The sequence below is a fragment of the Blastococcus sp. SYSU DS0669 genome (genome assembly GCF_054050895.1).
In genome coordinates this window covers 59,098-83,029 of record NZ_JBJHAE010000014.1, presented here as the reverse complement: position 1 = coordinate 83,029, position 23,932 = coordinate 59,098, and the positions used below count along the sequence as shown (strand labels likewise).

Annotated in this window: 25 protein-coding genes; 10 read left to right on the top strand and 15 right to left on the bottom strand. The window is 74.6% G+C overall.

Annotated features, from left to right (window positions below; genetic code table 11):
- Positions 1-278 precede the first annotated feature (278 nt).
- Together ACI792_RS14635 and ACI792_RS14630 are read left to right on the top strand one after the other, a co-directional pair.
- On the top strand, positions 279-767 hold the full coding sequence (locus tag ACI792_RS14635) for a twin-arginine translocation signal domain-containing protein (protein WP_456603227.1): 489 nt from the start codon (positions 279-281) through the stop codon (positions 765-767).
- A gap of 12 nt (positions 768-779) precedes the next feature.
- Positions 780-1,241 (top strand): ferritin-like domain-containing protein, encoded by a 462-nt coding sequence (locus tag ACI792_RS14630; protein WP_456603226.1) that lies wholly within the window; start codon positions 780-782, stop codon positions 1,239-1,241.
- A gap of 13 nt (positions 1,242-1,254) precedes the next feature.
- Here the strand turns inward: ACI792_RS14630 and ACI792_RS14625 are convergent, their stop codons facing one another.
- From ACI792_RS14625 to ispG, 3 genes are read right to left on the bottom strand one after another with little or no spacing between them, the layout of a single operon-like run.
- Complete coding sequence (locus tag ACI792_RS14625; RefSeq protein ID WP_456603225.1) at positions 1,255-3,135, bottom strand: penicillin-binding transpeptidase domain-containing protein; 1,881 nt, start codon at positions 3,133-3,135, stop codon at positions 1,255-1,257.
- A gap of 30 nt (positions 3,136-3,165) precedes the next feature.
- Complete coding sequence (locus ACI792_RS14620) at positions 3,166-4,017, bottom strand: GNAT family N-acetyltransferase (RefSeq protein ID WP_456603224.1); 852 nt, start codon at positions 4,015-4,017, stop codon at positions 3,166-3,168.
- 3 nt (positions 4,018-4,020) lie between these two features.
- Positions 4,021-5,181: a flavodoxin-dependent (E)-4-hydroxy-3-methylbut-2-enyl-diphosphate synthase gene (gene ispG / locus ACI792_RS14615; RefSeq protein WP_456603223.1), complete on the bottom strand. Its 1,161-nt coding sequence runs from the start codon at positions 5,179-5,181 to the stop codon at positions 4,021-4,023.
- Positions 5,182-5,354: 173 nt separating this feature from the next.
- Between ispG and ACI792_RS14610 the strand changes: the two genes are divergently transcribed.
- Positions 5,355-6,260: an EamA family transporter gene (locus ACI792_RS14610; RefSeq protein ID WP_456603222.1), complete on the top strand. Its 906-nt coding sequence runs from the start codon at positions 5,355-5,357 to the stop codon at positions 6,258-6,260.
- Here ACI792_RS14610 and ACI792_RS14605 read toward each other — a convergent pair.
- Both ACI792_RS14605 and dxr read right to left on the bottom strand, forming a co-directional pair.
- Positions 6,244-7,578: a M50 family metallopeptidase gene (locus tag ACI792_RS14605; protein ID WP_456603243.1), complete on the bottom strand. Its 1,335-nt coding sequence runs from the start codon at positions 7,576-7,578 to the stop codon at positions 6,244-6,246. The genes ACI792_RS14610 and ACI792_RS14605 overlap by 17 nt on opposite strands.
- A 37-nt stretch (positions 7,579-7,615) precedes the next feature.
- Positions 7,616-8,812 carry a 1-deoxy-D-xylulose-5-phosphate reductoisomerase gene (gene dxr, locus ACI792_RS14600; RefSeq protein ID WP_456603221.1) on the bottom strand — a complete coding sequence of 399 codons (1,197 nt, stop codon included), beginning with the start codon at positions 8,810-8,812 and terminating at the stop codon, positions 7,616-7,618.
- A gap of 273 nt (positions 8,813-9,085) precedes the next feature.
- On the opposite strand from dxr, the gene ACI792_RS14595 reads away from it, so the two are divergent.
- Genes ACI792_RS14595 through ACI792_RS14585 form a run of 3 tightly spaced genes read left to right on the top strand, consistent with a single transcriptional unit; the run spans position 9,086 to position 11,364 of the window.
- Positions 9,086-10,009 carry a hypothetical protein gene (locus tag ACI792_RS14595; protein WP_456603220.1) on the top strand — a complete coding sequence of 308 codons (924 nt, stop codon included), beginning with the start codon at positions 9,086-9,088 and terminating at the stop codon, positions 10,007-10,009.
- A 2-nt stretch (positions 10,010-10,011) separates the two neighbouring features.
- Positions 10,012-10,995 (top strand): LCP family protein, encoded by a 984-nt coding sequence (locus tag ACI792_RS14590; RefSeq protein ID WP_456603219.1) that lies wholly within the window; start codon positions 10,012-10,014, stop codon positions 10,993-10,995.
- A 60-nt stretch (positions 10,996-11,055) separates the two neighbouring features.
- Positions 11,056-11,364 carry a DUF2631 domain-containing protein gene (locus tag ACI792_RS14585; protein ID WP_456579019.1) on the top strand — a complete coding sequence of 103 codons (309 nt, stop codon included), beginning with the start codon at positions 11,056-11,058 and terminating at the stop codon, positions 11,362-11,364.
- Between the two features lie 49 nt (positions 11,365-11,413).
- Here the strand turns inward: ACI792_RS14585 and ACI792_RS14580 are convergent, their stop codons facing one another.
- Together ACI792_RS14580 and rlmN are read right to left on the bottom strand one after the other, a co-directional pair.
- Positions 11,414-12,130, bottom strand: coding sequence for a VIT1/CCC1 transporter family protein (locus ACI792_RS14580; RefSeq protein ID WP_456603218.1), 717 nt, complete (start codon positions 12,128-12,130; stop codon positions 11,414-11,416).
- Positions 12,127-13,305, bottom strand: coding sequence for a 23S rRNA (adenine(2503)-C(2))-methyltransferase RlmN (gene rlmN / locus ACI792_RS14575; protein ID WP_456603217.1), 1,179 nt, complete (start codon positions 13,303-13,305; stop codon positions 12,127-12,129). Before rlmN ends, ACI792_RS14580 begins: the two co-directional genes overlap by 4 nt.
- 94 nt (positions 13,306-13,399) lie before the next feature.
- On the opposite strand from rlmN, the gene ACI792_RS14570 reads away from it, so the two are divergent.
- Entirely contained in the window at positions 13,400-14,176 is a 777-nt protein-coding gene (locus ACI792_RS14570) for a polyphosphate kinase 2 family protein (RefSeq protein ID WP_456603216.1), read from the top strand.
- On the opposite strand, the gene ACI792_RS14565 is transcribed toward ACI792_RS14570, so the two are convergent.
- A complete protein-coding gene (locus ACI792_RS14565; RefSeq protein ID WP_456603215.1) occupies positions 14,173-14,823 on the bottom strand; it encodes a TrmH family RNA methyltransferase in 651 nt (216 codons plus the stop codon). The two genes, ACI792_RS14570 and ACI792_RS14565, sit on opposite strands and share 4 nt — an antisense overlap.
- A gap of 17 nt (positions 14,824-14,840) precedes the next feature.
- Between ACI792_RS14565 and ACI792_RS14560 the strand changes: the two genes are divergently transcribed.
- Entirely contained in the window at positions 14,841-15,944 is a 1,104-nt protein-coding gene (locus tag ACI792_RS14560) for a GNAT family N-acetyltransferase (protein WP_456603214.1), read from the top strand.
- Here the strand turns inward: ACI792_RS14560 and ACI792_RS14555 are convergent.
- The 5 genes from ACI792_RS14555 to rpsB all read right to left on the bottom strand — a co-directional run bounded on the left by ACI792_RS14555 (position 15,941) and on the right by rpsB (position 20,468).
- Complete coding sequence (locus ACI792_RS14555; protein ID WP_456603213.1) at positions 15,941-16,798, bottom strand: phosphatidate cytidylyltransferase; 858 nt, start codon at positions 16,796-16,798, stop codon at positions 15,941-15,943. The genes ACI792_RS14560 and ACI792_RS14555 overlap by 4 nt on opposite strands.
- A gap of 254 nt (positions 16,799-17,052) precedes the next feature.
- Positions 17,053-17,610: a ribosome recycling factor gene (frr, locus tag ACI792_RS14550; RefSeq protein WP_456579026.1), complete on the bottom strand. Its 558-nt coding sequence runs from the start codon at positions 17,608-17,610 to the stop codon at positions 17,053-17,055.
- Positions 17,611-17,680: 70 nt separating this feature from the next.
- Positions 17,681-18,454, bottom strand: a complete 774-nt coding sequence (gene pyrH, locus ACI792_RS14545) for a UMP kinase (protein ID WP_456579027.1) — start codon at positions 18,452-18,454, stop codon at positions 17,681-17,683.
- Positions 18,455-18,636: 182 nt separating this feature from the next.
- Positions 18,637-19,452 (bottom strand): translation elongation factor Ts, encoded by an 816-nt coding sequence (gene tsf / locus ACI792_RS14540; protein WP_456603212.1) that lies wholly within the window; start codon positions 19,450-19,452, stop codon positions 18,637-18,639.
- A 98-nt stretch (positions 19,453-19,550) separates the two neighbouring features.
- Positions 19,551-20,468 carry a 30S ribosomal protein S2 gene (rpsB, locus tag ACI792_RS14535; RefSeq protein ID WP_456603211.1) on the bottom strand — a complete coding sequence of 306 codons (918 nt, stop codon included), beginning with the start codon at positions 20,466-20,468 and terminating at the stop codon, positions 19,551-19,553.
- A 317-nt stretch (positions 20,469-20,785) separates the two neighbouring features.
- Between rpsB and ACI792_RS14530 the strand changes: the two genes are divergently transcribed.
- Entirely contained in the window at positions 20,786-21,346 is a 561-nt protein-coding gene (locus ACI792_RS14530) for a M23 family metallopeptidase (protein WP_456603210.1), read from the top strand.
- A gap of 66 nt (positions 21,347-21,412) precedes the next feature.
- Positions 21,413-22,042 carry a DUF4262 domain-containing protein gene (locus ACI792_RS14525; protein ID WP_456603209.1) on the top strand — a complete coding sequence of 210 codons (630 nt, stop codon included), beginning with the start codon at positions 21,413-21,415 and terminating at the stop codon, positions 22,040-22,042.
- A gap of 34 nt (positions 22,043-22,076) precedes the next feature.
- Here ACI792_RS14525 and whiG read toward each other — a convergent pair whose 3' ends face one another.
- Both whiG and ACI792_RS14515 read right to left on the bottom strand, forming a co-directional pair.
- Positions 22,077-22,877, bottom strand: coding sequence for an RNA polymerase sigma factor WhiG (gene whiG, locus ACI792_RS14520; RefSeq protein ID WP_456579032.1), 801 nt, complete (start codon positions 22,875-22,877; stop codon positions 22,077-22,079).
- A 92-nt stretch (positions 22,878-22,969) separates the two neighbouring features.
- Positions 22,970-23,908, bottom strand: a complete 939-nt coding sequence (locus ACI792_RS14515) for a tyrosine recombinase XerC (protein WP_456603208.1) — start codon at positions 23,906-23,908, stop codon at positions 22,970-22,972.
- Positions 23,909-23,932 lie beyond the last annotated feature (24 nt).

Below are 23,932 nucleotides of genomic sequence, written 5' to 3'. Positions count from 1 at the left end.
GGCCTCCTCAGGCTCGGTCGGCGGCACGGTGCCGTGCGCGCAGTTCTGCGGCCCGGCGCCGCGGACCTGCGTCGCTGGCCGGGCCCGGTGTCGAGGGGAAGTGCTCAGGCTACCGCCCGCACCGGCACCCCGGCCCGGCGCGGGGCGGCCGGACGGGACCGGCCGGGTGGTGCGCCCACCGGCGGGCACGGCGGGTGCGGTGCACCTCACGTCCACGCGGCACGCCCGTCCGACCGGAGGACCGGCTGCGGGGGCCGGCGGCTGCGAGGATGGGGGTGATGTCTTCCACCCCCCGTCCCGGCCCGCGGACGCTCACGCGCCGGACCCTTCTGGTGGCCTCCGCCGCCGGCGTCGCCGCCGTGGCCACCGGGTGCACCTCCTCTCCCGCGGTGGAGGAGCGCGACACCGTGACCAGCGCGCAGGCCGACGAGCTGGCCGCGCAGGTCGGCGTCCAGGAGACCCTGGTCCGGGCCTACGAGCTGGCCTTCGCCGCCGATCCCGCGCTCGCCGCGGCGGTCGGTGTCCTCGCCGACCAGGCGGCCGAGCAGCTGGACCGGCTGCGCGCGGCGGCGCCCGGCAGCAGCCCCTCGGCCGCCCCGCCGGCGGACGCGCCCCTGCCCGGGGAGGCGCAGGCCTGGCTGCGGGCGCAGGTCGCCGTCGCGGCCACCTCCCACGCCGCCGCGGCGCTGGGCCAGGCCGGTGCGCGGGCCGCCCTCCTGGGCTCCATCGCCGCGGGGCTGCGCGGGCACGAGGCACGACTGGCATGACGGAGGACGGCCATGGCTGACGAGGACACCACCGCCACCTCCGCCGAGGACGCCGCGCTGGATGCCGCGCTCGCCGCCGAGCACGCCGCGGTGTGGGGCTACGGCGTGGTCGGGGCCGCGCTGCCACCGGAGCAGCGCGGCGCGGCCGCGGCCGCCGAGACGGGCCACCGCCAGGTGCGCGACCGGGTGACCACCCTCCTCGGCGAGCGCGGAGCCGATCCGGCGCTGCCCGAGGCCGGGTACGCGCTGCCCTTCCCGGTGCTGTCGCCGGTGGACGCCGCAGCGCTCGCCGCCGTCCTGGAGGAGGGCGTCGCCGCCGCCTGGGTGCGGGTCCTGGACCGGGCGGCGGAGCGGACCACGCGGGCGCTGGCCGTGGAGGCGCTCACCGCCGCCGAGGTGCGGGCCGTCGCGTGGCGCCAGGCCGCGGGCCTGAGCCCCGTGACGAGCGCTCTCCCGGGGCTCTCCGCGGGGTAGGCCGGGGCCGAGGTCAGCCCAGGTTGCCGAGGAAGGCGTCGGTGACGGCGACCGCGGCGCTGCTGGACTGCCCGGCCTCGACGAGGGTCGCGAAGGCGATGTCCCCCTGCGGGCCGGCCAGCTGGTAGCCCATGAACCAGCCGTGCGACTCCGGCGGGCTGGCCGTGCCGAACTCGGCCGTGCCCGTCTTCCCGTAGACCTCGCCGCGGTCGGCCAGCGCCTGCGCGGTCCCCGACAACACGACCTGGCGCATCATCGGCCGCAGGCCGTCGAGCACCCCGGCGGCCGGGCCGCTGGGCACCGGCCCCGCCGCCTCGGCGCCCACGACCTCGACCGGAGCCACCGGGGTACCCCCGGCGATGCCCGCGGCGACCAGGGCCAGCTGGGCGGGGCTCATGAGCACCTGCCCCTGCCCGATCGCGTTCGCCGCCTTCGCCGTCCCGGTGCTGTCGCCCGGGACGCTGCCGCTGAAGACGTCGACCGGCAGGTCCCAGTCGGTGCCGACGCCGTAGGCGGCCGCCGCCTCGGCCAGCGCGGCGTCCGGCAGCTGCAGGCCCTGCTGGATGAACGTGGTGTTGCAGGACTGCGCGAAGGCCTCGGTGAAGGGCACCGTGCCGAGGTCGAACTGGTCCTGGTTCTCGAACTCGCGTCCTTCGACGACCGTCGTCGCCGGGCAGGGCACCGGTGTCTGCGGGGTGAGTCCGCCCTCGTCCAGCAGTGCGGTCGCCGTCACCGCCTTCATGCTGGACCCCGGCGGGAACTGCCCGGTGAGCGCGTTGGCGGGGTTGGCCGCCTCGTTCGAGGCCACCGCGAGGATCTCGCCGGTCCCGGGGCGGACGACGACGAGGTGGGCGGGCAGGGGCTGGGCGGCGACGGCGGCCTCGGCGGCGGTCTGGATGGCCGGCACGAGCGGCGTCCGCACCGGCTCCCCCGCGACGGGCGGCACGGAGGCGATCTCCCGGCCGGACCCCTCCTCCGTACCGGCCACCGCGACGGTGAAGCCGGCGGTCCCGCTCAACTGCTCCTGGTAGGCCCGCTGCAGCCCGGACAGCCCCAGCTGGTCTCCGGCGGCGTAACGGGGCTCCCCGTCGACCGCCGTCTCCTCCAGGAGCTCCGCCGTCGCCGCGCCGACCCGGCCCAGCAGCGCGACGGCGAACCTCGACGAGGGCGCCAGCGACCGGGTCTCGGTCGGGAAGACGGCGCCGGGCAGGTCGAACACCTGGCCGCGGATCTGCTCGAACTGCGGCCGGCGCAGGTCGATGACCGGCACGAACTGCCCCTCCGGCGCGGCCTGCACGTCGGCGATGATCTCCTCGGCGGCGACGCCGGTCGCCGCCGAGAGCGCCGCCGCCAGCGCCGGCAGGTCGGTCACCTGGGCGGGGTCGACGCCCACCCGGACCACCTCGGTCGGCGTGAACAGCGGGGCGCCGGAGGCATCGGTGATCGCCGCCCGCTCGGGCAGCTGCCGGTCCAGTTCCAGGTGCTGCCCCTCGCCCAGCTCGGGGTGGACGACCGCCGGTTCGGCGACCACCTGCCACGCGTCGTCACCCTCGCGCAACCGAAGGGTGCCCTCGTAGCTCCACTCCGGCGCCGCCTCCAGGTCCCAGGTGGCGGTCCAGCCGACGGTGGCGACGCCGTCGTCGACGGCCACCTCGCCGATCTCGGCGGTCAGGGCCGCGCCGGGGAGGTCGGCGGCGGTCTGCTCGAGCAGCGCGGTGGCGGCGGCGGGGTCGGTCGTGGCACCGGCCGCGGCGCTGAGGTCACCCGCCGTCCAGTCCTCGAGGAAGGCCTCCGCCGCCGCGCGCACGTCGTCCTCGCTGCCCGAGCAGCCGGCCAGCACCGGGACGGCCAGCAGGATCGGGATCAGCAGAGCGGGGGCCGGGCGGGTGCGCACCCACACAGGTTCCCAGACGGGAGCGACGGTTCAGAACAGGACGCTGGCGTACTCGCCGACCTCGCGGAAACCCACCCGGCGGTAGGAGGCGCGGGCCCGCGTGTTGTAGTCGTTGACGTAGAGGCTGACCACGGGGGCGATGACCGCGCGGGCGTACTCGACGACCGCGGCGGTGCAGGCCGTGCCGATGCCCTGGCCGCGCAGCGCCGGCGCGACCCAGACGCCCTGCACCTGGCACGCGGCCCGGCAGGCCGCGCCGATCTCGGCCTTGAACAGGACCCGCCCGTCCTCGATCCAGGCCAGCGACTGGCCGGCCCGCACCAGCTCGTCGACCCGTGCGCGGTAGCCGGCGCCGCCGTCGACCCGCAGCGGGCTCACGCCGACCTCCTCGGTGAACATCGCCACCGCGGCCGGGAGCAGCACGTCGAGCTCCCCGGGGCGCACCGGCCGCACCCGCGGCTCGGGGGCGACGGCGGGCGGGCAGTCGATCGCCATGAGCGGCTGCCGGGGCCGGTGGTCGCGGGGCGGCCCCCACGAGGGCGCCAGCAGGTCCCACAGCGGCGCCACGGCGGCGGAGGGGCCCACGATGGTGGAGCAGCGGCGCCCGGCCCGGCGGGCCCGCTCGGCGAAGGCGACGGCGGCGGCGCGCTCGCTCCCGGGCAGCGCGAAGGGGATGAGGTTCGCGCCGGCCAGGCAGACCGCGTCCAGCTCCCGGCCGCTGCCGATGCCCCACAGCGGGGCGCCCAGCGAGACCGCCGCCGTACCCGAGGCCTCGACCCGGCCGGCGATCACGCAGGCCGCGACGGGGTCGGTCGCGAGCAGCCGGTGCACGGCCGGCTCGTCGGCCTCGTCGAGGACGCGGGCGGCAGGCGTACGGAGCACGGGTCAGCTGACGGAGACGACCGGCGGCCCGGAGGGCTCACCGGCGTCGACGTGCTCGCCGGCGATCCGCATGGCCTCCTCGATGAGGGTCTCGACGATCTGCGACTCGGGCACGGTCTTCACGACCTCCCCCTTGACGAAGATCTGCCCCTTGCCGTTGCCGGACGCCACCCCGAGGTCGGCCTCGCGGGCCTCACCGGGGCCGTTGACGACGCACCCCATGACGGCCACCCGCAGCGGGACCTCCATGCCTTCGAGGCCGGCGGTGACCTCGTCGGCGAGCTTGTAGACGTCGACCTGGGCGCGCCCGCACGAGGGGCAGCTGACGATCTCCAGGCCGCGCTGCTTGAGGTTCAGCGACTCCAGGATCTGGTTGCCGACCTTCACCTCCTCCGCCGGCGGGGCCGAGAGGGACACCCGGATGGTGTCGCCGATGCCCTTGCTCAGCAGGGCGCCGAACGCGACGGCGGACTTGATCGTGCCCTGGAAGGCGGGCCCGGCCTCGGTGACGCCGAGGTGCAGCGGGTAGTCGCACTGCGCGGCCAGCAGCTCGTAGGCGCGCACCATGACCACCGGGTCGTTGTGCTTGACCGAGATCTTGATGTCCCGGAAGTCGTGCTCCTCGAACAGCGAGCACTCCCACAGCGCGGACTCGACCAGCGCCTCCGGGGTCGCCTTGCCGTACTTGGCGAGCAGCCGCTTGTCCAGCGAGCCGGCGTTGACGCCGATCCGGATCGGGATGCCGGCACCCCTGGCCGCCCGGGCGATCTCGCCGACCTTGTCGTCGAACTTCTTGATGTTGCCGGGGTTCACGCGGACGGCGGCGCAGCCGGCGTCGATCGCGGCGAACACGTACCGCGGCTGGAAGTGGATGTCGGCGATGACCGGGATCTGCGACTTCTTCGCGATGATCGGCAGCGCCTCGGCGTCGTCGGTGTCGGGCACCGCGACCCGCACGATCTGGCAGCCCGACGCCGTCAGCTCGGCGATCTGCTGGAGCGTCGCGTTGATGTCCGCGGTCTTCGTCGTGCACATCGACTGCACGCTGACCGGGAAGTCGCTGCCGACACCGACACCGCCGACGTCCAGCTGCCGGGTCTTCCGACGCGGGGCCAGCACGGGCGGAGGGGCAGCGGGCATGCCGAGGCCGACGGGGATCGCCATGTCGCCAGTATCCCCCGCCGGACGGCCGGGCCGCTGTGACGTGCGCGTCCGCAGGGTGCAGGGCGTGCGCCGGCGCCTCAGGCCGGGTAGGCGGCAGCCTCGGCCACGCCCTCGCCGACGACCGCCCGCACCGCGCGCTTGTCCTTCACGAACGTCGACCGCAGGCTCGCGGTGTGCCGCTCCGCGACCGCCTCCTCGCCTGCTTCGTCGCGGTGTGCTGGGGGCTCAACTTCCCGGCCACGGCCCTCGCCCTCGAGCAGTTCCCGCCGCTGTCCATGGTCGCGCTGCGCTTCGCGCTCGTGGGGCTGCCCGCGCTCCTGCTGATCCCCCGGCCGGTCGTCCCCCTGCGCTGGCTGATCGGCGTCGGGGTGGGCATCGGGATCCTGCAGTTCGCCTGCCTCTACGCCGGGATGGCCGCCGGCATGCCCAGCGGCCTGGCGTCCCTGGTGCTGCAGGCGTCGGCGCCGTTCACCGTCCTGATCGCCGGGGTCTGGCTGCACGAGCGGCTGTCCGCGCGGCAGCTCGGCGGGGTGGTGCTCGCCGTTCTCGGTCTCGCCGCGATCGCGGTGCACCGGGCGCAGACGGCCGCGTGGCTGCCCGTCGTCCTCACCCTCTGCGGGGCGCTCGGCTGGGCGATCGGCAACGTCTGCAGCCGCCGGGCCCAAGCGCCGAACGCGTTCCACCTGACGCTCCGGACGGCGGCGATCCCGCCCGTGCCGATGCTGGTGCTCGCGCTGGCCGTCGAAGGGCCGGACCGGATCGTGCGCTCGCTGGCGACCGCTGCGACGGCCGAGGCGCTGCCGGCGGTGCTGGGGCTCCTCTACGTCGTCGTCGTCGCCACGCTGGTCGGCTACGGGATCTGGAACACGCTGCTCTCCCGGCACCCGTCGAACGTGGTGGCGCCGTTCTCCATGCTCGTGCCGGTGGTCGGCGTGCTCGCGTCGTGGCTGGCGTTCGGCGAGGTGCTGGACCCGGTGGAGCTGGTCGCCGGCATCCTCGTGGTGGGCGGCGTGCTCGTCGCCTCCCGGCCGGCCCGCGGTGCCGCGACGCCGGCCGCGCCGATCACCCAGCCAGCCTGACCGGGTTGACCACGTCCGCGATCAGCAGCAGCAGCGAGAGCCCCAGGAAGAGGCCTGCGACGGCGTAGGCCACCGGCATCAGCCGGGCGATGTCGAACGGCCCGGGATCGGGCCGCCCCCGGAGCCGCGCGACCGTCGAGCGCGCCTTCTCGTACAGCGCGCCGGCCACGTGGCCCCCGTCGAGCGGGTAGATCGGGAGCAGGTTGAACAGGAACAGCACCAGGTTCAGCCCGGCCAGCAGCTGGATGAAGTAGCCGATCTTCTGCACCGGCGAGAGCTGGTCGAGGGCGAAGACCTCACCGGAGATGCGGCTGACGCCGACCACGCCGATCGGGCCCAGCGGGTCGCGCTCCTCGCCGAGGAACGCCGCGCGGAACAGCTGCGGCACCCGCTCCGGGATCTCCACCAGCCGGTCCACCGACCGCACCAGGATGTCGCCGAAGTGACCCGGCACCTCGCTCAGCGGCTGGCGCACCTCGCGCTGCAGCGGGCTGATGCCGACGAAGCCGACGACCTGCGTCGCCTCGCCCTCCTCGTCGGCGTAGACGACGTTCTCGATGGGGGTGACGGTGAGGTCGCGCCGCTCCCCGTCGCGCTCGACGGTGAAGACCACCGGCTCGTCGGCGCTGGTGCGGATCGCGTCCTGCACCTGCTGCCAGCCGACGTCGGTCTCCTGGGAGACGGGCTCGCCGTCGAGCGCGAGCACGGTGTCGCCCGGCTGCAGGCCGGCCCGCGCGGCGGGGCTGCGTGCCGGCAGGGCGCAGCCCGCGGCGCCGGCCTCGCACAGCTCCCCCTCGGACGTGATGGGGATCGAGCAGGGGTCCTCCGCACCGGCGCTCGCGGCGCCGGCGGGGAGGACGCAGTCGGGCACCTGGCGGATCGTCGTGGTGATCTCCGGGATGCCGAAGCCCATCAGCACGACCGCGAAGAAGATGACGGCGAGCACCAGGTTGTGGAACGGCCCCGCGAACATCACGACGACCCGCTGCCACCAGGGCTTCTTGTAGAAGACGCGGTCGCCGTCGCTGGGGCGGACGTCGTTGAGCGCCTGCCCGCGCACCTCGGCGATGAAGCTGCGCATGCGCGTGGCGCGCTTGCTCTCGTTCTCCTCGGCCGGCGGGATCATGCCGACGATGCGGATGTAGCCGCCGAGCGGGACGGCCTTGATGCCGTACTCGGTCTCGCCGCGGCGCCGGGAGAAGACGGTGGGCCCGAAGCCGACCATGAACTGCGGCACCCGCATGCCGAACTTCCGGGCCCAGTAGAAGTGCCCCGCCTCGTGGAAGGCGATGGAGAACATCAGGCCGAGGGCGAACAGGACGATCCCCAGGATCGTCAGCAGGAATCCGCTCAGCTCAGCCTCCGCCGATCACACCCCGGGCGTGCTCCCGGGCCCACTTCTCCGCCGCCAGGACGTCCTCGACGCAGGTGGGGGCGCCGAGGTCCGGCGCGGCGTCGAGGGTACGCGCGACGAGCTGGACGATCCCTGGGAACGAGAGCCGACCCGCCGTGAACGCGGCGACCGCCTCCTCGTTCGCGGCGTTGTACATGGCCGGGACCACGCCGCCGGCCTCCCCCGCCGCGCGGGCCAGCCGCACAGCGGGGAAGGCCTCCTCGTCGAGCGGCAGGAACTCCCAGGTGCTCGCTGCCGACCAGTCCAGCGCCGGCTGCACGACCGGCAGCCGGTCGGGCCACGCCAGCCCCAGGGCGATGGGCAGCCGCATGTCCGGCGGGCTGGCCTGCGCGATCGTCGCGCCGTCGGAGAAGGTGACCATGGAGTGCACGATCGACTGCGGGTGCACGACGACGTCGATGTCGGCGTAGGGGACGCCGAAGAGCAGGTGGGCCTCGATCAGCTCCAGCCCCTTGTTCACGAGCGTCGCCGAGTTGATGGTGACGACGGGCCCCATCGCCCAGGTCGGGTGGGCGAGCGCCTGCTCGACGGTGACCTCCGCGAGCTCGGCGGCCGTCCGGCCGCGGAAGGGCCCTCCGCTCGCGGTGAGCACCAGCCGGGCGACCTCGGCCCGCGAGCCGCCGCGCAGGCACTGTGCGAGCGCGGAGTGCTCGGAGTCGACCGGCACCAGCTGACCGGGGGCGGCGGCGGCCAGCACCAGGTCACCACCGGCCACGAGCGATTCCTTGTTGGCCAGGGCGACGGTGCGCCCGGCCCGCAGCGCCGACAGCGTGGGCCCCAGGCCGATCGAACCGGTGATCCCGTTGAGGACGACGTCGGCCGGGCGGGCAGCGAGCTCCTCGGCGGCGCGCGGGCCGGCCAGGATCTCCGGCAGCGAGAAACCCCCCTTCGCCCAGCCGCGCTGCTGCGCCGCGGTGTAGAAGGCCAGCTGGAGGTCCTGGGCGGCGGTCGCCCGCGCGACGGCGACCGTCCGGACCCCCAGCGCCAGCGCCTGCTCCGCCAGCAGCGAGACGTCTCCTCCCCCGGCGGCCAGGCCGGTAATCCGCAGCCGGTCGGGGTTCTGCGCGGCGACCGCCAGGGCCTGGCGGCCGATGGAGCCGGTGGAGCCCAGGACGGTGACCTCGCGCGGCTCGCTCATGCGGGCATCCTGCCAAGCCCCCCGCCACCGGCCGCACCCACAGGCCGCCCCGGCCCCGGCCTGGCGGAACGGCAAGTTATGCCATCAGCCGCACCGGAGCTGGGCAGTTTCGATCCTAGGCGCCGCGCTCGGGCGTCTCGGGCGGGTGTGGATCGACGAGGACCTGCACGTCGAGCGGCGTGTCGTCGTCGATCCGCTACATCTGGCCCCGCTGCGTGCCGATACTCACCGCGACGGCTCGGAGATCCGGGCCCCCGACCATCGGAGCTCGCCATGTCGCACCGCACCACCAAGCGCGTCGCCGCCGCCACCGGCTTCGCCGTCGCCACGGTCTCCCTCGGCATGGCCTTCGCGCCCGCCGCCCTCGCCGCACCGACCGGGCTCGCCGCACCCACCGGCCCGGCGAGCGTGCAGGCCGGGCAGGTGTTCGAGGTGAGCGGCAGCGGCTGCGTCGCCGACGATCCGGAGAACCCGGACTACGAGGCCGGCGTCATCGTCTTCACGGACATGACGGACCTCGACGACGACAACTCCCCCCTGTTCCTCGCCGTTCCCACGGCCGAGGGCGACTGGACGGCGGAGATCTCCTTCCCGGCCGGCACGCCGGCCGGCGCGCACGAGGTGTACGCGGACTGCGACTACGCCTACAGCGCCGAGCTCGCCGAGTACCCGACCCTCACCGTGACCGTGCAGGCGCCGGCCACGACCACTCCCACCCCGCCGCCGGCCGCGCCGAAGACCGACGCCCCGGTTCCCGGCGCCATCCGCGGCACCTCGTCGAACACCCCCGGGGTCGCCGTCCAGACCACGGGTGCCACCACGAAGGACGCCGTCCTCGGCCAGAAGGTCGTCAAGGTCTACAAGGGCTTCCAGCCCTTCGAGAAGGTCACGCTGACCATGCACTCGACCCCGACCACGATCGACACCTTCACCGCGACCGCCGAGGGCGTCGTCACCGCCGAGTTCACGCTTCCCGCGGGCACGACCGCGGGCACCCACACGCTGGTGCTCGAGGGCGACCAGGGCACCTACTTCCAGGAGTCCCTGCAGGTGGCGGCCGCCACGAGCAGCACCGGCAGCCTGGCCTACACCGGTGCCAGCGTCGGCCTGCCGCTGGCCCTCGGCGCCGGCCTGCTCGTCGCGGGTGGCGGCGCACTTGCCCTCTCCCGTCGCCGCGCGGAGGCCTCGCAGGCCTGAGCATGACCTCTCCGCACGACCCGGAAGCCGGCCAGGGCACCCCTGGCCGGCTTCCGGCGCGTTCCGGGGCCCGACGGCGGCTGCCGGCGGTGCTGGTGGCGCTGGTGGCGCTCCTCGGGGTCGTCGCCGTCGACGTCGTCGCGGTCGCGGCGCGGGTCGAGCGCCTGGATGCCGACCTGGCGAACGGCTCCGGGGACGCCGACGGCCGGACCTGGGTCCTCGTCGGCGTGGACTCACGCGAGCGGTTGCCCCAGGGAACCGACGCGCGTGACTTCGGCACGGTCGAGACGGTGCCGGGCAGCCGTGCGGACGTCGTCCTGGTCGTGCACCGGACCGACGCCGGGACCACGGTGTTCTCCGTCCCCCGCGACGTCCTCGTCCGGCACGGCCGCAGCGTCGACCGGCTCGCCCTGACCTGGCTCGACGGCCCCCAGGCCACGGTGGACGCGCTCTGCACCCTCGGCATCCCCACCGACCACCTGGTGAGCGTCGACCTCGCCGGTTTCGCCGCGGTCGTCGACGCGGTCGGCGGGTTGCGCGTGGACGTCCCCCGGCCGGTCCGCGACCCCGCTGCGGGGTTGCTGCTGGAGACCGCCGGGCGTACCCACGTCGACGGGACGACCGCGCTGGCCATGGTCCGCTCCCGCCACCCGCAGCACCTGGTGGACGGAGCCTGGGCCCCCGCTCCCGTCGACCCGGACGGGCGGGCGGACGCGGCCGGCGACGTCCTGGCCGCGCTGGCCACCCAGGTGCGGGCGTCGGCCGCACGCCCCTGGCTGCTGCAGTCGGTCATCTGGACCGCCTCGGGCGCCGTCGCCCTCGATCCCGGCACCTCGGTGGCCGACCTGCTCGACCTGGCCCTCTCCGACGTCGGCGAGGTCTCCGTGCTGCCCGTGGGCGACCCGGTGGGGGACGGGCTGGCCCGCCTCCCGACGGCCGCGACCACCGCCGCCGTCGCGGGGGCCGGGCTCTCCTGCGACGGCTGACGACCCGCCGGGCCACCACCTCGGAGCGTGGAGTGCGCCGGCTCCTGCCAGAATGGTCGGGTGACCGAGGCACTGCACTCCCCGTCGACCCAGCGGGTCAACCAGCCCGGCCGTGAAGAGGCCGTCGTCCGCGCCGGCGAGCACCCCGTCGAGCACGAGGAGCCCCAGGACTGGGGCTGGCACGGCGAGACCGGCGCCTGGGGCCGGATCGGCGCCGTCGTCGCCTTGGGCTTCCTCCTGCTCATGCTGGCCGGCAACGAGCCGTTGATCAGCACCGGGCACGTCTGGGTCCTCGCCCTCACCGCCCTGGGCGCGCTGGTGCTGTTCATGGACTGGCGCCGCCGGAAGAACTCCTGGCGCAGCCGCTAGACCGGCTCGGCACCCCTGCGCGCGGCCCCGGGCGACGCCCGGCGGCCGCTCAGGTGACGGCGACCCCGATCGCCGCGCCGATCAGGTAGGTCACCCCGGCCGCGGCCGCCCCGAACAGGAGCTGGCGCAGACCGGCGTACCACCACGGCCGCGGGGTGAAGCGTGAGGAGAGGGCTCCGGCCAGCAGCAGCCCCAGCCCGCCGCTGAGCAGGGCGACCCAGAGGACCGGCACGCCGAGGAAGTACGGCAGCAACGGCAGCACGGCACCGGTGCCGAAGGTCAGGAACGACGAGACCGCGGCGACCCGTGGCGAGGGCCGGTCGTCGGTGCTCACGCCGAGCTCGGCCAGCACGTGCAACCGCAGCGCGACCTCCGGGTCGGCCGAGAGCTGGACGGCGACCTGCCGGGCCAGCCGGGCGTCCACCCCGCGGTCCTGCAGCATCGCGGTCAGCTCCGCGAGCTCGCCGACGGGGTTGCGGGTCAGCTCGCGCCGCTCCTTCTCGACCTCGAGGTCGAGCTGCTCGTTCTGCGTCTTCACCGAGGTGTACTCGCCGAGCGCCATCGACACCGCGCCGGCGACGAGGCTGGCGACACCGGCCAGCACGATGGCACGGGGGGCGGCACCCCCGCCCGCGACGCCGGCGACGAGCGCGGTGTTGGTGACCAAGCCGTCCATGGCCCCGAAGACGGCGGCCCGGAGCCAGCCACCGGAGACGTCGGCGTGGGTGTGCTCGTGCGCCTCGGCCTCGCGCGGCGCCGTGCTCACGCCTGGTCGGCCTCCGCGCCGAGCGGGACAGGCGCCTCGGCAGACGGCGTGGGCAGGGCCACCGCGGGCACGCCCTCGACCCGGTCGGCGGCGGCGAGCTGCCCGCAGGCACCGTCGATGTCCTGCCCGCGGGTGTCGCGCACCGTGGTGGCGACGCCGGCCGCCCGCAGCCGGGCGACGAACTCCCGCTGGGCGGGGAGCGGGCTGGCGTCCCACGGGCTGCCCGGCGTGGGGTTGAGCGGGATGAGGTTCACGTGCGCGAGCTTCCCGGCCAGCAGCTTGCCGAGCAGGTCGGCGCGGAACGGCTGGTCGTTGACGTCGCGGATGAGCGCGTACTCCACCGAGTAGCGGCGCCCGGTGCGCTGCGCGTAGGCGTCGGCGGCGTCGACGACCTCGCCGACCTTCCAGCGCGTGTTGATCGGCACCAGGGTGTCGCGCAGCTCGTCGTCGGGGGCGTGCAGGCTCACCGCGAGGGTGACGTTGCGCCCCTCCTCGGTGAGCCGCCGGATGGCCGGCACCAGGCCGACGGTGGAGACCGTCACCGACCGCTGCGAGAGGCCCAGCCCGTAGGGGGTGGTGCCGAGCAGCGCGTCGAGGGTGGCCCGCACGCGGGCGTAGTTGGCCAGCGGCTCCCCCATGCCCATGAAGACCACGTTGGAGAGCCGCCCGGGCCCGCCGGCGATCTCGCCGTTCGCCATCGCCGCCGACGCCGCCACCGCCTGCCCGATGATCTCGGCGGCGGAGAGGTTGCGGGTCAGGCCGGCCTGGCCGGTGGCGCAGAACGGGCAGGCCATGCCGCAGCCGGCCTGGCTGGAGATGCAGACGGTGGCGCGGTCGGGGTAGCGCATGAGCACGCTCTCCACCAGGGCGCCGTCGTGCAGCCGCCAGAGGGTCTTGCGGGTGCGGCCGTTGTCCGCCGTCTGGTGGCGGACCACGGTCAGCAGGCCGGGCAGCAGCGCCTCGCGCAGCGTCTCGCGGACGGCGGCCGGGATGTCGGTCATCTCGGCCGGGTCGGTGACCCCGCGGTAGAAGTGCCGGGCGAGCTGGTCGGCGCGGAAGGCCGGCTGGCCGAGCTCGACCACCGCCGCGCGGGCCTCCTCGCGGGTGAGGTCGGCGAGGTGGCGCGGGGGCTTGCCGCGGCGGGGGGCGTCGAAGACCAGGGGGAGGGCAGTCATGGCGCTCTCCATCGTCCCACTCCCCCGGCCCGGGGACCCGGTCCGGAGAGGCAACTCACGCGGACGGGCCGGATCCCTGGCAGTCTCCGGGTGCATGAGCAGGCTGGACGACGTCGACCTGAGCCTCCACCTGGACAAGAAGGAGGCCAAGAAGCAGCTCGCCGCCGCCCAGGAGCGGCTGGTGCACCTGCGCCTGCTGCTCGGCGGCCAGATCGGGCCCGGCGAGCTCGGCCCGCCGCTGCTGGTGCTCTTCGAGGGCTGGGACGCATCGGGCAAGGGCGGGGCGATCCAGCGGCTGGTCGGCGAGCTCGACCCGCGGCACGTGCGGGTGGCGCAGTTCGCCGCCCCCACCCCCGACGAGAAACGGCACCACTTCCTGTGGCGGTTCTGGCCGGTGCTGCCGGGATGGGGCGGTATGGCCGTGCTCGACCGCTCGTGGTACGGCCGGGTGCTGGTGGAGCGGGTGGAGGGTTTCGCCGAGGAGGAGGCGTGGCGCCGGGCCTACCAGGAGATCGTCGACCTGGAGACCTCGCTGGCCGCCGAGGGCACGGTGCTGGTGAAGTTCTGGATGCACGTCTCCCCCGAGGAGCAGCTGCACCGGTTCGAGTCGCGCCGCGCGAACCCGTACAAGGCCTGGAAGCTCACCGACGAGGACTGGCGGAACCGGGAGAAGCGCGGCGAGTACGAGGCGGCGGTCGAGGAGATGCTGGAGCGCACCGACACCCCCGAGGCGCCGTGGCACGTGATCCCCGCCGACGACAAGCGGTGGGCCCGCGTCGCCGTCGTCCGGACGGTCTGCGAGGCGGTCGAGGCGGCGCTGCACGCCCGTGGCATCGACCCCGACCCGCCGCTGACCGGGGATCAGGACTAGCGCGCGGCCCCCAGGTCGGCGTGCCGGCGCACCCAGGCGTGCATGGCGATGCCCGCGGCGACGCCGGCGTTGATCGAGCGGGTGGAACCGAACTGGGCGATCGAGACCGTGAGGGCTGCCCCGGCCCGCGCCTCCTCGGTGAGCCCCGGCCCCTCCTGGCCGAACAGCAGCACGCAGCGCTCGGGCAGCTCGGCGGTCTCCAGGGGGACGGCGCCGGGCCCGTTGTCGACGGCGACGACGGCGAGCGCCCGCTCCGCCGCGAACGCCAGCAGCCCGCCGACGTCGTCGTGGTGGCGCAGGTGCTGGTACCGGTCGGTGACCATGGCGCCGCGACGGTTCCACCGTCGCCGGCCCACCACGTGCACCTCGGCGGCGAGGAAGGCGTTGGCGGTGCGCACCACCGTGCCGATGTTCAGGTCGTGGCCGAAGTTCTCGATGGCGACGTGGAAGGGGTGCCGGCGCCGGTCGAGGTCGGCGACGATCGCCTCGACCGTCCAGTAGCGGTACCGGTCGACGACGTTGCGCCGGTCGCCCTCGGCGAGCAGCTGCGGGTCGTAGCGGGGGTCGTCCGGCCACGGCCCCGCCCACGGGCCCACGCCGACCGTCGCGCCCCAGTCGGTGGGGCCGGGCTGTTCGTCCTCGTGCACGCAGGGAGGATCGCAGGGTGACCGACGACGTCCTCCTGCACCTGGTCGAGCCGGCCGCGTGGCGCGCCGCCCTGGGCAGGGGCGCGATCGCCCCGGCGGCGGAGGGCTTCGTGCACCTCTCGACGCCGGAGCAGGTGCACCTGCCCGCGCAGCGGCTGTTCCCCGGCCGCCGTGACCTGGCGCTGCTCGTCGTCGACCCCGCACGGCTCCCCCACTCGGTGCGGTGGGAACCCGGGCATCCTGACGACCCGGCGGGGATGCTGTTCCCCCACCTCCACGGCCCGCTGCCGGCGTCATCGGTCGTGGCGGTCGTCCCGTACCGGCCGCCGGCGCCGCTCGTGCTACCCGCGCCGGGCGACGCCCTCGCCCGCGCGGTGGCGCTCTACGCCTCGGTACCGGTCCGGCGGGCCGTCGGCGTGGGGGACGTACCGGGTGGCGTGGCGGTGCTGGACCCGGACGTCCCGCACTCCCGGGACAACAACCGGCTGGTCCTCACCGGGCCGGTCGACGCGGCGACCGTCGAGGCCTCCGCCGAGGAGGTCGGTGGCAACGCCGGGTGGCCGCACCTGGCAGCGCTCCTGACCTGGCCCGGCGCCGCGTCGGTCGCCGCCGAGATCGCCGCCCGCGGCTGGGCCGCCGAGGAGCTCGTGCTCATGGGCCGCCCCACGGCGCTCGCCGTGCCGGCCGCCGCCGTGCGGGCCGAGGTGGTCGACCAGCGGGAGGTCCACGGCCTGTGGGACCGGGGCTGGCGCCGAGACCTCGCCGCCCTCGGCGACCGGCTGGAGCCGGTGGTGCGGCAGCTCATCGGCCGGGAGCAGCTCAACGACCGGGTGGTCGCGGTGACCGACGTGGTGGTGCGGGAGGACGGCCGGGTGGTGGCCGCCGCGCAGTTGCGGGTGGACGGCGCCACCGCGGCCGTGGAGTCGGTGATGACCGATCCGGACGCCCGCGGGCGCGGGTACGGCGACGCGGTGCTCGCCCGGGTGCTCGAGCTGGCCGCCGAGGCCGGCTGCGACCTGGTCGTGCTGGAGGCCGCGGGCGACGACTGGCCGCGGCACTGGTACGCCCGGCGCGGGTTCGCGGAGCTGGGCACGACCTGGTCCGTCGACCGGGAGCCCTAGACGGGCGCGAGGACCGCCAGGAGCAGGTAGGCCGCCGCCGCGGACGGAAGCAGCGAGTCCAACCGGTCCATGATGCCGCCGTGACCGGGCAGCAGGTCCCCCATGTCCTTGATGCCGAGGTCGCGCTTGATGAGCGACTCGGCGAGATCCCCCACGGTCGCCGAGACGGCGATCGCGGCCCCGAAGACCAGCCCGCCCCACCAGGGTGCGCCGAGGCCGAGCACCAGGATCGGCGTGGCCATCAGCATGCAGGCGAGCACGGACCCGGCCATGCCCTCCCACGACTTCTTGGGGCTGATCGAGGGCGCCATCGGGTGCTTGCCGAACAGCACCCCGGCGGCGTAACCCCCGACGTCGCTGGCGATGACCGTGGCGATGAAGGCCAGCACCCGCACGGCGCCGTCCTCGGGCACGAGCAGGAGGACGGCGAAGCCGGCCAGCAGGGGGACGTAGAGCGCGACCAGGACGCCGGCGGCCGCGTCCCGCCGGTAGCCGACCGGGCCGGCGGCCAGTCGCCACAGGAGCACCGCCAGGGCGGTCAGGAGGAAGCCGGTGAGCAGGCCGGTGGGGCCGCGCGTCCAGGCGAGCGCCTCCATGGCGAAGGCGCCGACGAGCAGCGGCACGAGCGGCGCGGAGTACCCGCCCTTGTCCAGGGCCCGGGTGAGCTCCACGACGGCGACGAGGATCGCGGCGACGAGCACCCCGAGGAACGCCGGGCGCCAGACGAACAGTGACACGACGATGACCGCGACCAGCCCGACGCCGACGCCGATGGCCGCGCGCAGGTTCCGGCCGGCGCGGCTCACCGGCTGCTCCGTGGTGGGCAGCTGGGCGACCGCCTCGGGCAGCGGCATGGCCGTGGCCGTGGGGACGTCGTCGGCGGCATCGGGGGTCGGCCCGGGTTCGTCGGGGACCGGAAGCGGCGAGCGGGACGGGAGCGGCGGCAGCGGGCGGGACGCCGCGACCGGCACCGGCCCGGTGTCGCCGTCCCGCCGGCGCCCGCCCGACCCCGGGCCACCCACCCGCGGGTAGGACTGACCCCCCGGGCGCACTGAGCCCGGGCGGTCGGCGGGGGGAGGTGTCATCGGAGCGGCGGCCGAAGTGGAGGTCAGACCTCGAGGAGCTCGGTCTCCTTGTTCTTCATCGCCTCGTCGACGTGCGCGACGTGCTGGGCGGTGAGGTCGTCGAGCTCCTTCTCCGCGCGACGCACGTCGTCCTCGCCGGCCTCGCCGTCCTTGGCGATGCGGTCGAGCTCCTCCTTCGCGCGGCGGCGGATGTTGCGGAGCGCCACCTTCGCGTCCTCGCCCTTGGCGCGGGCCTGCTTCACCAGGTCGCGACGGCGCTCCTCGGTGAGCTGCGGGAACACCACGCGCAGGATCTGACCGTCGTTGGTCGGGTTGACACCCAGGTCGCTGTCGCGGATGGCCCGCTCGATGGCCGTCAGCTGCGACATGTCGTAGGGCTTGATGACCGCCATCCGCGCCTCGGGCACGGTGATCGAGGCCATCTGGGGCACCGGGGTGTAGGCGCCGTAGTAGTCGACCATGATCTTGCTGAACATCGAGGGCGTGGCACGGCCGGTGCGGACCGAGCCCAGGTCCTCGCGCGCCACCGAGAGGGCCTTGTCCATCCGCTCCTCGGCGTCGAGCAGGGTGTCGTCGATCACGGGGTGTCCCTCCTGCGGCGGTTCTCGTTCCGCCGGCGTCCTCGTCTGTGCCCGATCGGTGCAGCCGGCGTCACGCCGGCTGGCTGATCAACGTGCCGATCTTCTCACCTGCGGTGGCGCGGGCGATGTTGCCGTCGCGCAGCAGGTCGAACACGACGATCGGCATGGCGTTGTCCATGCAGAGGCTGATCGCCGTCGCGTCCGCGACCTTGAGCTGCTTGGCCAGCACGGTCGCGTAGTCGAGGTCGTCGTACATGACGGCGTCGGGGTTGGTGCGGGGGTCGTCGTCGTAGACGCCGTCGACACCGTTCTTGCCCATGAGCAGCACCTGGCACTCGATCTCCAACGCCCGCTGGGCGGCGACGGTGTCGGTGGAGAAGTACGGCATGCCGGCGCCGGCGCCGAAGATGACCAGCCGGCCTTTCTCCAGGTGCCGGATCGCCTTGCGCGGGATGTAGGGCTCGGCGACCTGGCCCATCGTGATGGCCGACTGCACCCGGGTCTCCAGCCCCGCCTTCTCGCAGAAGTCCTGCAGCGCCAGGCAGTTCATGACCGTGCCGAGCATGCCCATGTAGTCGGCCTTGGTCCGGTCCATGCCGGCCTGCGAGAGCTCCGCGCCGCGGAAGAAGTTGCCGCCGCCCATGACGACGGCGACCTGGGTGCCCCGGGAGACGACCTCGGCGAGCTGCTCCGCGATCCCCTTGACGATGTCGGCGTCGACGCCGACCTTGCCGCCGCCGAAGGACTCACCGGAGAGCTTGAGCAGCACGCGCTTGTAGCCGTCCCCGTCGGCCGGCTGGAAGGCGGTGGGGGCGGACAGCGGCGCGGTGGTGGTGTCGGTCAACGGTTCATCCCTGGGTGGAGTCGATGGGTGCTGTCGGTGGAGTGATCCTGCCGCATCCGGGTGCCCCGCTCCTGCCGAGCGAGGGCGTCCGCACAGCAAAGGACCCCGCTGCCCCCCACGCTCGGCGCGGGCCCCTGCACCGGGGCCGAATGGGGACGCGGGGTCCTCTGCTGTACGGCTCGTTACGCCTGGCCGACCTCGAAGCGCGCGAAGCGCTCCACGGTCAGGCCGGCCTCGTCGACGATCTGCTTGACCGTGCGCTTGGGCTCGGTGATCGACGGCTGCTCGAGGAGGACGAAGTCCTTGTAGTAGGCGTTGACCCGCCCCTCGACGATCTTGGAGATCGCCTGCTCGGGCTTGCCCTCCTCCTTCGCGGTCTGCTCGGCCACGCGGCGCTCGGTCTCGACCGCCTCGGCCGGGACCTCCTCACGGGTGAGGTAGCGCGGCCGTGCGGCGGCGATGTGCATCGCCAGGCTGCGGGCGGCGTCCTCGCTGCCACCGGAGTACTGCACGGCGACACCGATGGCCGGGGGCAGGTCGGTGGCCCGCTTGTGCAGGTAGGTGGCGGTGGTGCCCTCGAACGCGGCGAACCGGCTCAGGACCAGCTTCTCGCCGATGCGGGCGGACTCGCCCTCGACGAGCGCGGCCACGGTCTGGCCGTCGACCTCGCTGGTGAGCAGGCTCTCGGCGTCGGAGGCCTTGTTCGTCAGGCCGATCTCGAGCAGGCGCTCGGCCAGCGCGATGAAGTCGGCGTTCTTGGCGACGAAGTCGGTCTCGCAGTCGAGCTCGAGCAGCGCGCCGTCCTTGCTGACGACGATGCCGTTCGTGGTGGAGCGCTCGAGACGCTTGCCGACGTCCTTGGCGCCCTTGACCCGCAGCAGCTCGACGGCCTTGTCGTAGTCGCCGTCGGCCTCGGTGAGGGCCTTCTTGCAGTCCATCATGCCGGCGCCGGTGGCGTCGCGGAGACGCTTGACGTCGGCCGCGGTGAACTCAGCCATGTCACTTCCTTCTGGATGTGGTGAAGCGGAACGCCCGGAAAGCCCCGTCCCGAGGCTCACCCCGAGCTTGCGAGGGGTGAGAGGGACGGGGTCCTTTCTCAGACGGCGTTGTTCTCCTTGCCACCGGTGGTGGCGGGGACGTCCTCGACCGGGGCGACCTCGCCGACGGTGACGTCGGCCGGCTGCGCCGGGGTCTCCGGCAGCGGCGTGGCGGCGGCCTGCTCGTCGGCGGTACCGCCGGTGAGCAGCTCGCGCTCCCAGTCGGCGAGCGGCTCGCCGGCGCCGACGGCGGGCTCGCCGTCCTCGCGCCCGGCGTTGGCCTGCGCGGCGGAGCGGGCCATGAGGCCCTCGGCGACGGCGTCGGCGATGACCCGGGTCAGCACGGTGATGCTGCGGATCGCGTCGTCGTTGCCCGGGATCTTGTAGTCGACCTCGTCGGGGTCGCAGTTGGTGTCGAGGATCGCGACGACCGGGATGTTGAGCTTGCGGGCCTCGCCGACGGCGATGTGCTCCTTCTTGGTGTCCACGATCCAGATGGCGCTGGGCACCTTCTGCATGTCGCGGATACCGCCGAGCGAGCGCTCGAGCTTGGCCTTCTCCCGGCTGAGGACCAGCTGCTCCTTCTTGGAGAGGCTGACCAGCACGCCGGTCTGCTCCATGTCCTCGAGCTCCTTGAGGCGCTGGAGGCGCTTGTGGACCGTCTGGAAGTTGGTGAGCATGCCGCCCAGCCAGCGCTGGTTGACGTAGGGCATGCCGACCCGCGTCGCCTGCTCGGCGACGACCTCCTGCGCCTGGCGCTTGGTGCCGACGAACAGGATCGAGCCGCCGTGGGCGACCGTCTGCTTGACGAACTCGTACGCCGAGTCGATGTACCCGAGCGTCTGCTGCAGGTCGATGATGTAGATGCCGTTGCGCTCGGTGAAGATGAAGCGCTTCATCTTCGGGTTCCAGCGACGGGTCTGGTGCCCGAAGTGGACGCCGCTGTCGAGCAGCTGCTTCATGCTGACGACTGCCATATCGCAGCCTCTCTGCTCTCGCGCGCGACCGAGGCCGCGCGGATTCCGGTTGTCGCGGGCACCGGGTGGTGCACGCCCTGACGTCCTGCGGCGCCACTCACCCGGCTGGGCCGGGACCGAGGTGGCGACTGCCCCGCCGATCGGCGGGAAGAGGACGCGCGAAGTCGACCCGCTCGCACGGGCCGCACCGGACAGCATACGCGTCGTCCACCGGCACCCTCGTCGCGCCGGTCGGCGACCCGTCCACAGCGGGTACGGGCGTCCACACGTACCGGCCGCCCGCCCTCCAGCACGCCGCCCGCGACCAGCATCGGGGGATGCCCCTACGCGCCCGTCCGCTGGCCGCCCTGTTCCTCGGTCTGCTCGTCCTGGCCGGCGTCGTCCCCGCCACGGCGTCGCCGACCACCGCCGGGCCGTCCCGACCGGAGCCGCTCTGGAGCGCTCCCCTGCCCGGCGAGCCGGTGGTCACCCGCCCGTTCGAGCCACCTCCGCACCGGTACGGGCCCGGGCACCGCGGGGTCGACCTGGCAGCCGCTCCCGGCTCCCCGGTGCGGGCGGCCGGCGACGGGGTCGTCGTCTTCGCCGGGATGGTCGCCGGGCGGCCCGTGGTCAGCGTCGACCACGCCGGAGGGCTCCGGACGACGTACGAGCCGGTGACGCCGTCGGTGGGCACCGGCCGGTCCGTCGTCCGTGGAGCTCGTCTGGGCGTGCTGCTGGCCGGCCACGACGAGTGCCCGGTCGCCGCCTGCCTGCACTGGGGGGCGCGCCGCGGCGAGGTCTACCTCGACCCCATGTCGCTGCTCCGGCCCCCGCGGGTGCGACTGCTCCCCCTTGCCGGCGATGCCCACGGTGCACCACAGCCAGTCAGCGCGCGGTGACAGGTCGTACGCACCGTCCCTGCGGGGATCCCGGGCGACCCGGCACCCCGGCGCTACCGTCCAGGTGTGCGATTCCGACGCAAGCGTGCCGCCAACCCGGGCTCCGGCGAGCCCACCGGTGTCGAGCAGGCCGGTGCCGGGACGACCGACGTGCAGCCGGCCGAGGCCCCGGCCCCGGCGATCGCGGCCCGACCGGTCGAGAGCGGGCCGGTCGAGAGCGGGCCGACCGAGGGCGAGCAGGACGCCGACCAGGTGCTGAGGGGCCTGCACCAGGTGATCGACACCTTCGGGTGGGCGGTGCTGCACGGTGGCGGCACGCCCGGCGAGCCGCGCTACTCCTACACGGTGGGCCTCGCAGCGTGGGAGCACCCCGAGGTGGTCGTGGTGGGGCTGCCGTTCCCCGCCGCGGAGAAGTACCTGAACCTGGTCGGCGAGGCGGTCCGGGGCGGGGCCCGGTTCGCGCCGGGTACCGCCACGGCGGCGCTGACCGACGAGGACTCCCCCGTGGTCTTCCTCCGCGTCGAGGACACCGAGCGGCTCACCGTGATCGAGCAGCTGCACGGCACCGTGGACGCGCTGCAGCTCATCTGGCCCGACTCCACCGGCCGGCTGCCCTGGCAGGAAGGGCACCGCAATCCGCCGGGCACTCAGCCGCTGCTGGGCCCCCGTCCGGACGACGACCCGGCCGGCAACTGACCGCCGTCCCCAGCGGAGACGCCGCTGCCCGACGTCAGGCGATGTCGGCGAGCTTGGTGCGCAGGTGCAGGACCGCCTTGGTGTGCAGCTGGCAGATCCGGCTCTCGGTCACGCCGAGCACCCGCCCGATGTCCGCGAGCGTGAGGCCCTCGAAGTAGTAGAGCGAGACGACGACCTTCTCCCGCTCGGGCAGCTGCTCGACCGCGCGGGCCAGCAGCTGCCGGGCCTCGCCGTGTTCCGCCATCGCCTGCGGGTCCAGGGCGCTGGGGTCCTGCAGGGTGTCGCCGAGGCGCGGGGAGCCGCCCTCGTCGTCGGTCAGCAGCTCGTCGAGGGCCACCACGTTGACCAGCGAGAGCTGGCCCAGGAACTTCCGGATGTCCTCGACGTCCATGTCCATGGCGTCGGCGACCTCTTCGTCGGTCGGCGTCCGGTGCAGCCTGCTCTCGAGCTCGGCGACGGTGCGCTCGAAGGCCCGGGCCTTGACGCGCACCGACCGCGGGATCCAGTCGGTGTTGCGCAGCTCGTCGATGATCGCGCCGCGGATGCGCGCCATCGCGTAGCTCTCGAACTTCACCTCGCGGGTGGGCTCGTAGCGGGTGATCGCGTCGATGAGCCCGAACGTCCCGTAGGAGATGAGGTCGGCCTGCTCGACGTGCGCGGGCAGACCGCTGCCCACCCGGCCGGCGACGTACTTCACCAGCGGCGCGTAGTGGAGGATCAGCCGGTCGCGCAGGCCGGCGTCCCGGCCCTCGACGTACCGCGCCCACAGGTCGGCCAGCAGGGCATCGGCGTCCTCACCGGACTCGTCGATGCGACGGATGGTTGCCTCAGACACGGTGGCGCTCCTCGGTCGTGCTGCGCGGGCACCGTCCGTGGTCCCGCGTGGTCCTGACTGCGTCCGCAGATCCCGCCACCCGGCCGCGCGCGTCAGGCACGGGGGTGCGCCTGGGCGTGGACCGCACGGAGCCGCTCGACCGTCACGTGCGTGTAGATCTGTGTCGTCGCGAGGCTAGCGTGGCCGAGCAGCTCCTGTACGGAACGCAGGTCCGCGCCGCCCTCGAGGACGTGCGTGGCCGCGGAGTGCCGCAGCCCGTGCGGACCGATGTCCGGCGCCCCCGGGACGCCGGCCGTCGCGGCGTGCACCGTCCGCCGGGCCTCCCGCGCGTCGAGGCGGCCGCCGCGCAGCCCGAGCAGGAGCGCCGGCCCGGAGTCCGGCCGGGCGAGGGCCGGGCGCCCGCGGGTCAGCCAGGCCTCCAGCGCCCGCTCGGCGGGCACGCCGTACGGCACGCTGCGCTCCTTCCTGCCCTTGCCCAGCACACGCAGCAGCCGTCGCCCGCGGTCGACGTCGTCGACGTCCAGGCCGACGAGCTCGCTGACCCGGATGCCGCTGGCGTACAGCAGCTCCAGGACGACCGCGTCGCGGAGCTGCACCGGCTCCTCGGCGCCCGCCGCCGTCTCCACCAGGGCCCGCGCCTGCTCGGGCGCCAGGACATCGGGGAGGGTGCGGTGCGCCTTCGGGCTCACCAGGCGCTGGCCGACGTCCTCGGGGGTGAGGGCGGCGCGGCGCAGCCAGGCGGTGAACGACCGCGCGGCCGACGCGTGGCGGGCGGTCGTCGAGCGGCTGTGCCCGCGGGTGCGCCCCTGGGCCAGCCAGCTCCGCAGGGTGGCGAGGTCGAGGTCGTGCGGCTGGGTGCCGCTGCGCCGGGCGAGGTGGTCCAGCAGCCGGGCGACGTCGCCGACGTAGCTGCGCACGGTGTTCGCCGAGAGGTCGCGCTGCCCGGTCAGGTGCTCCTCGTAGCCGGCCAGCGCCTCGGCCAGCGCGGGCGGCAGCCCGGCGCGGACCTCGTCGGTGCTGGGCGTGGCCACGGGGGCACCGTCCGTCGGCGCCCG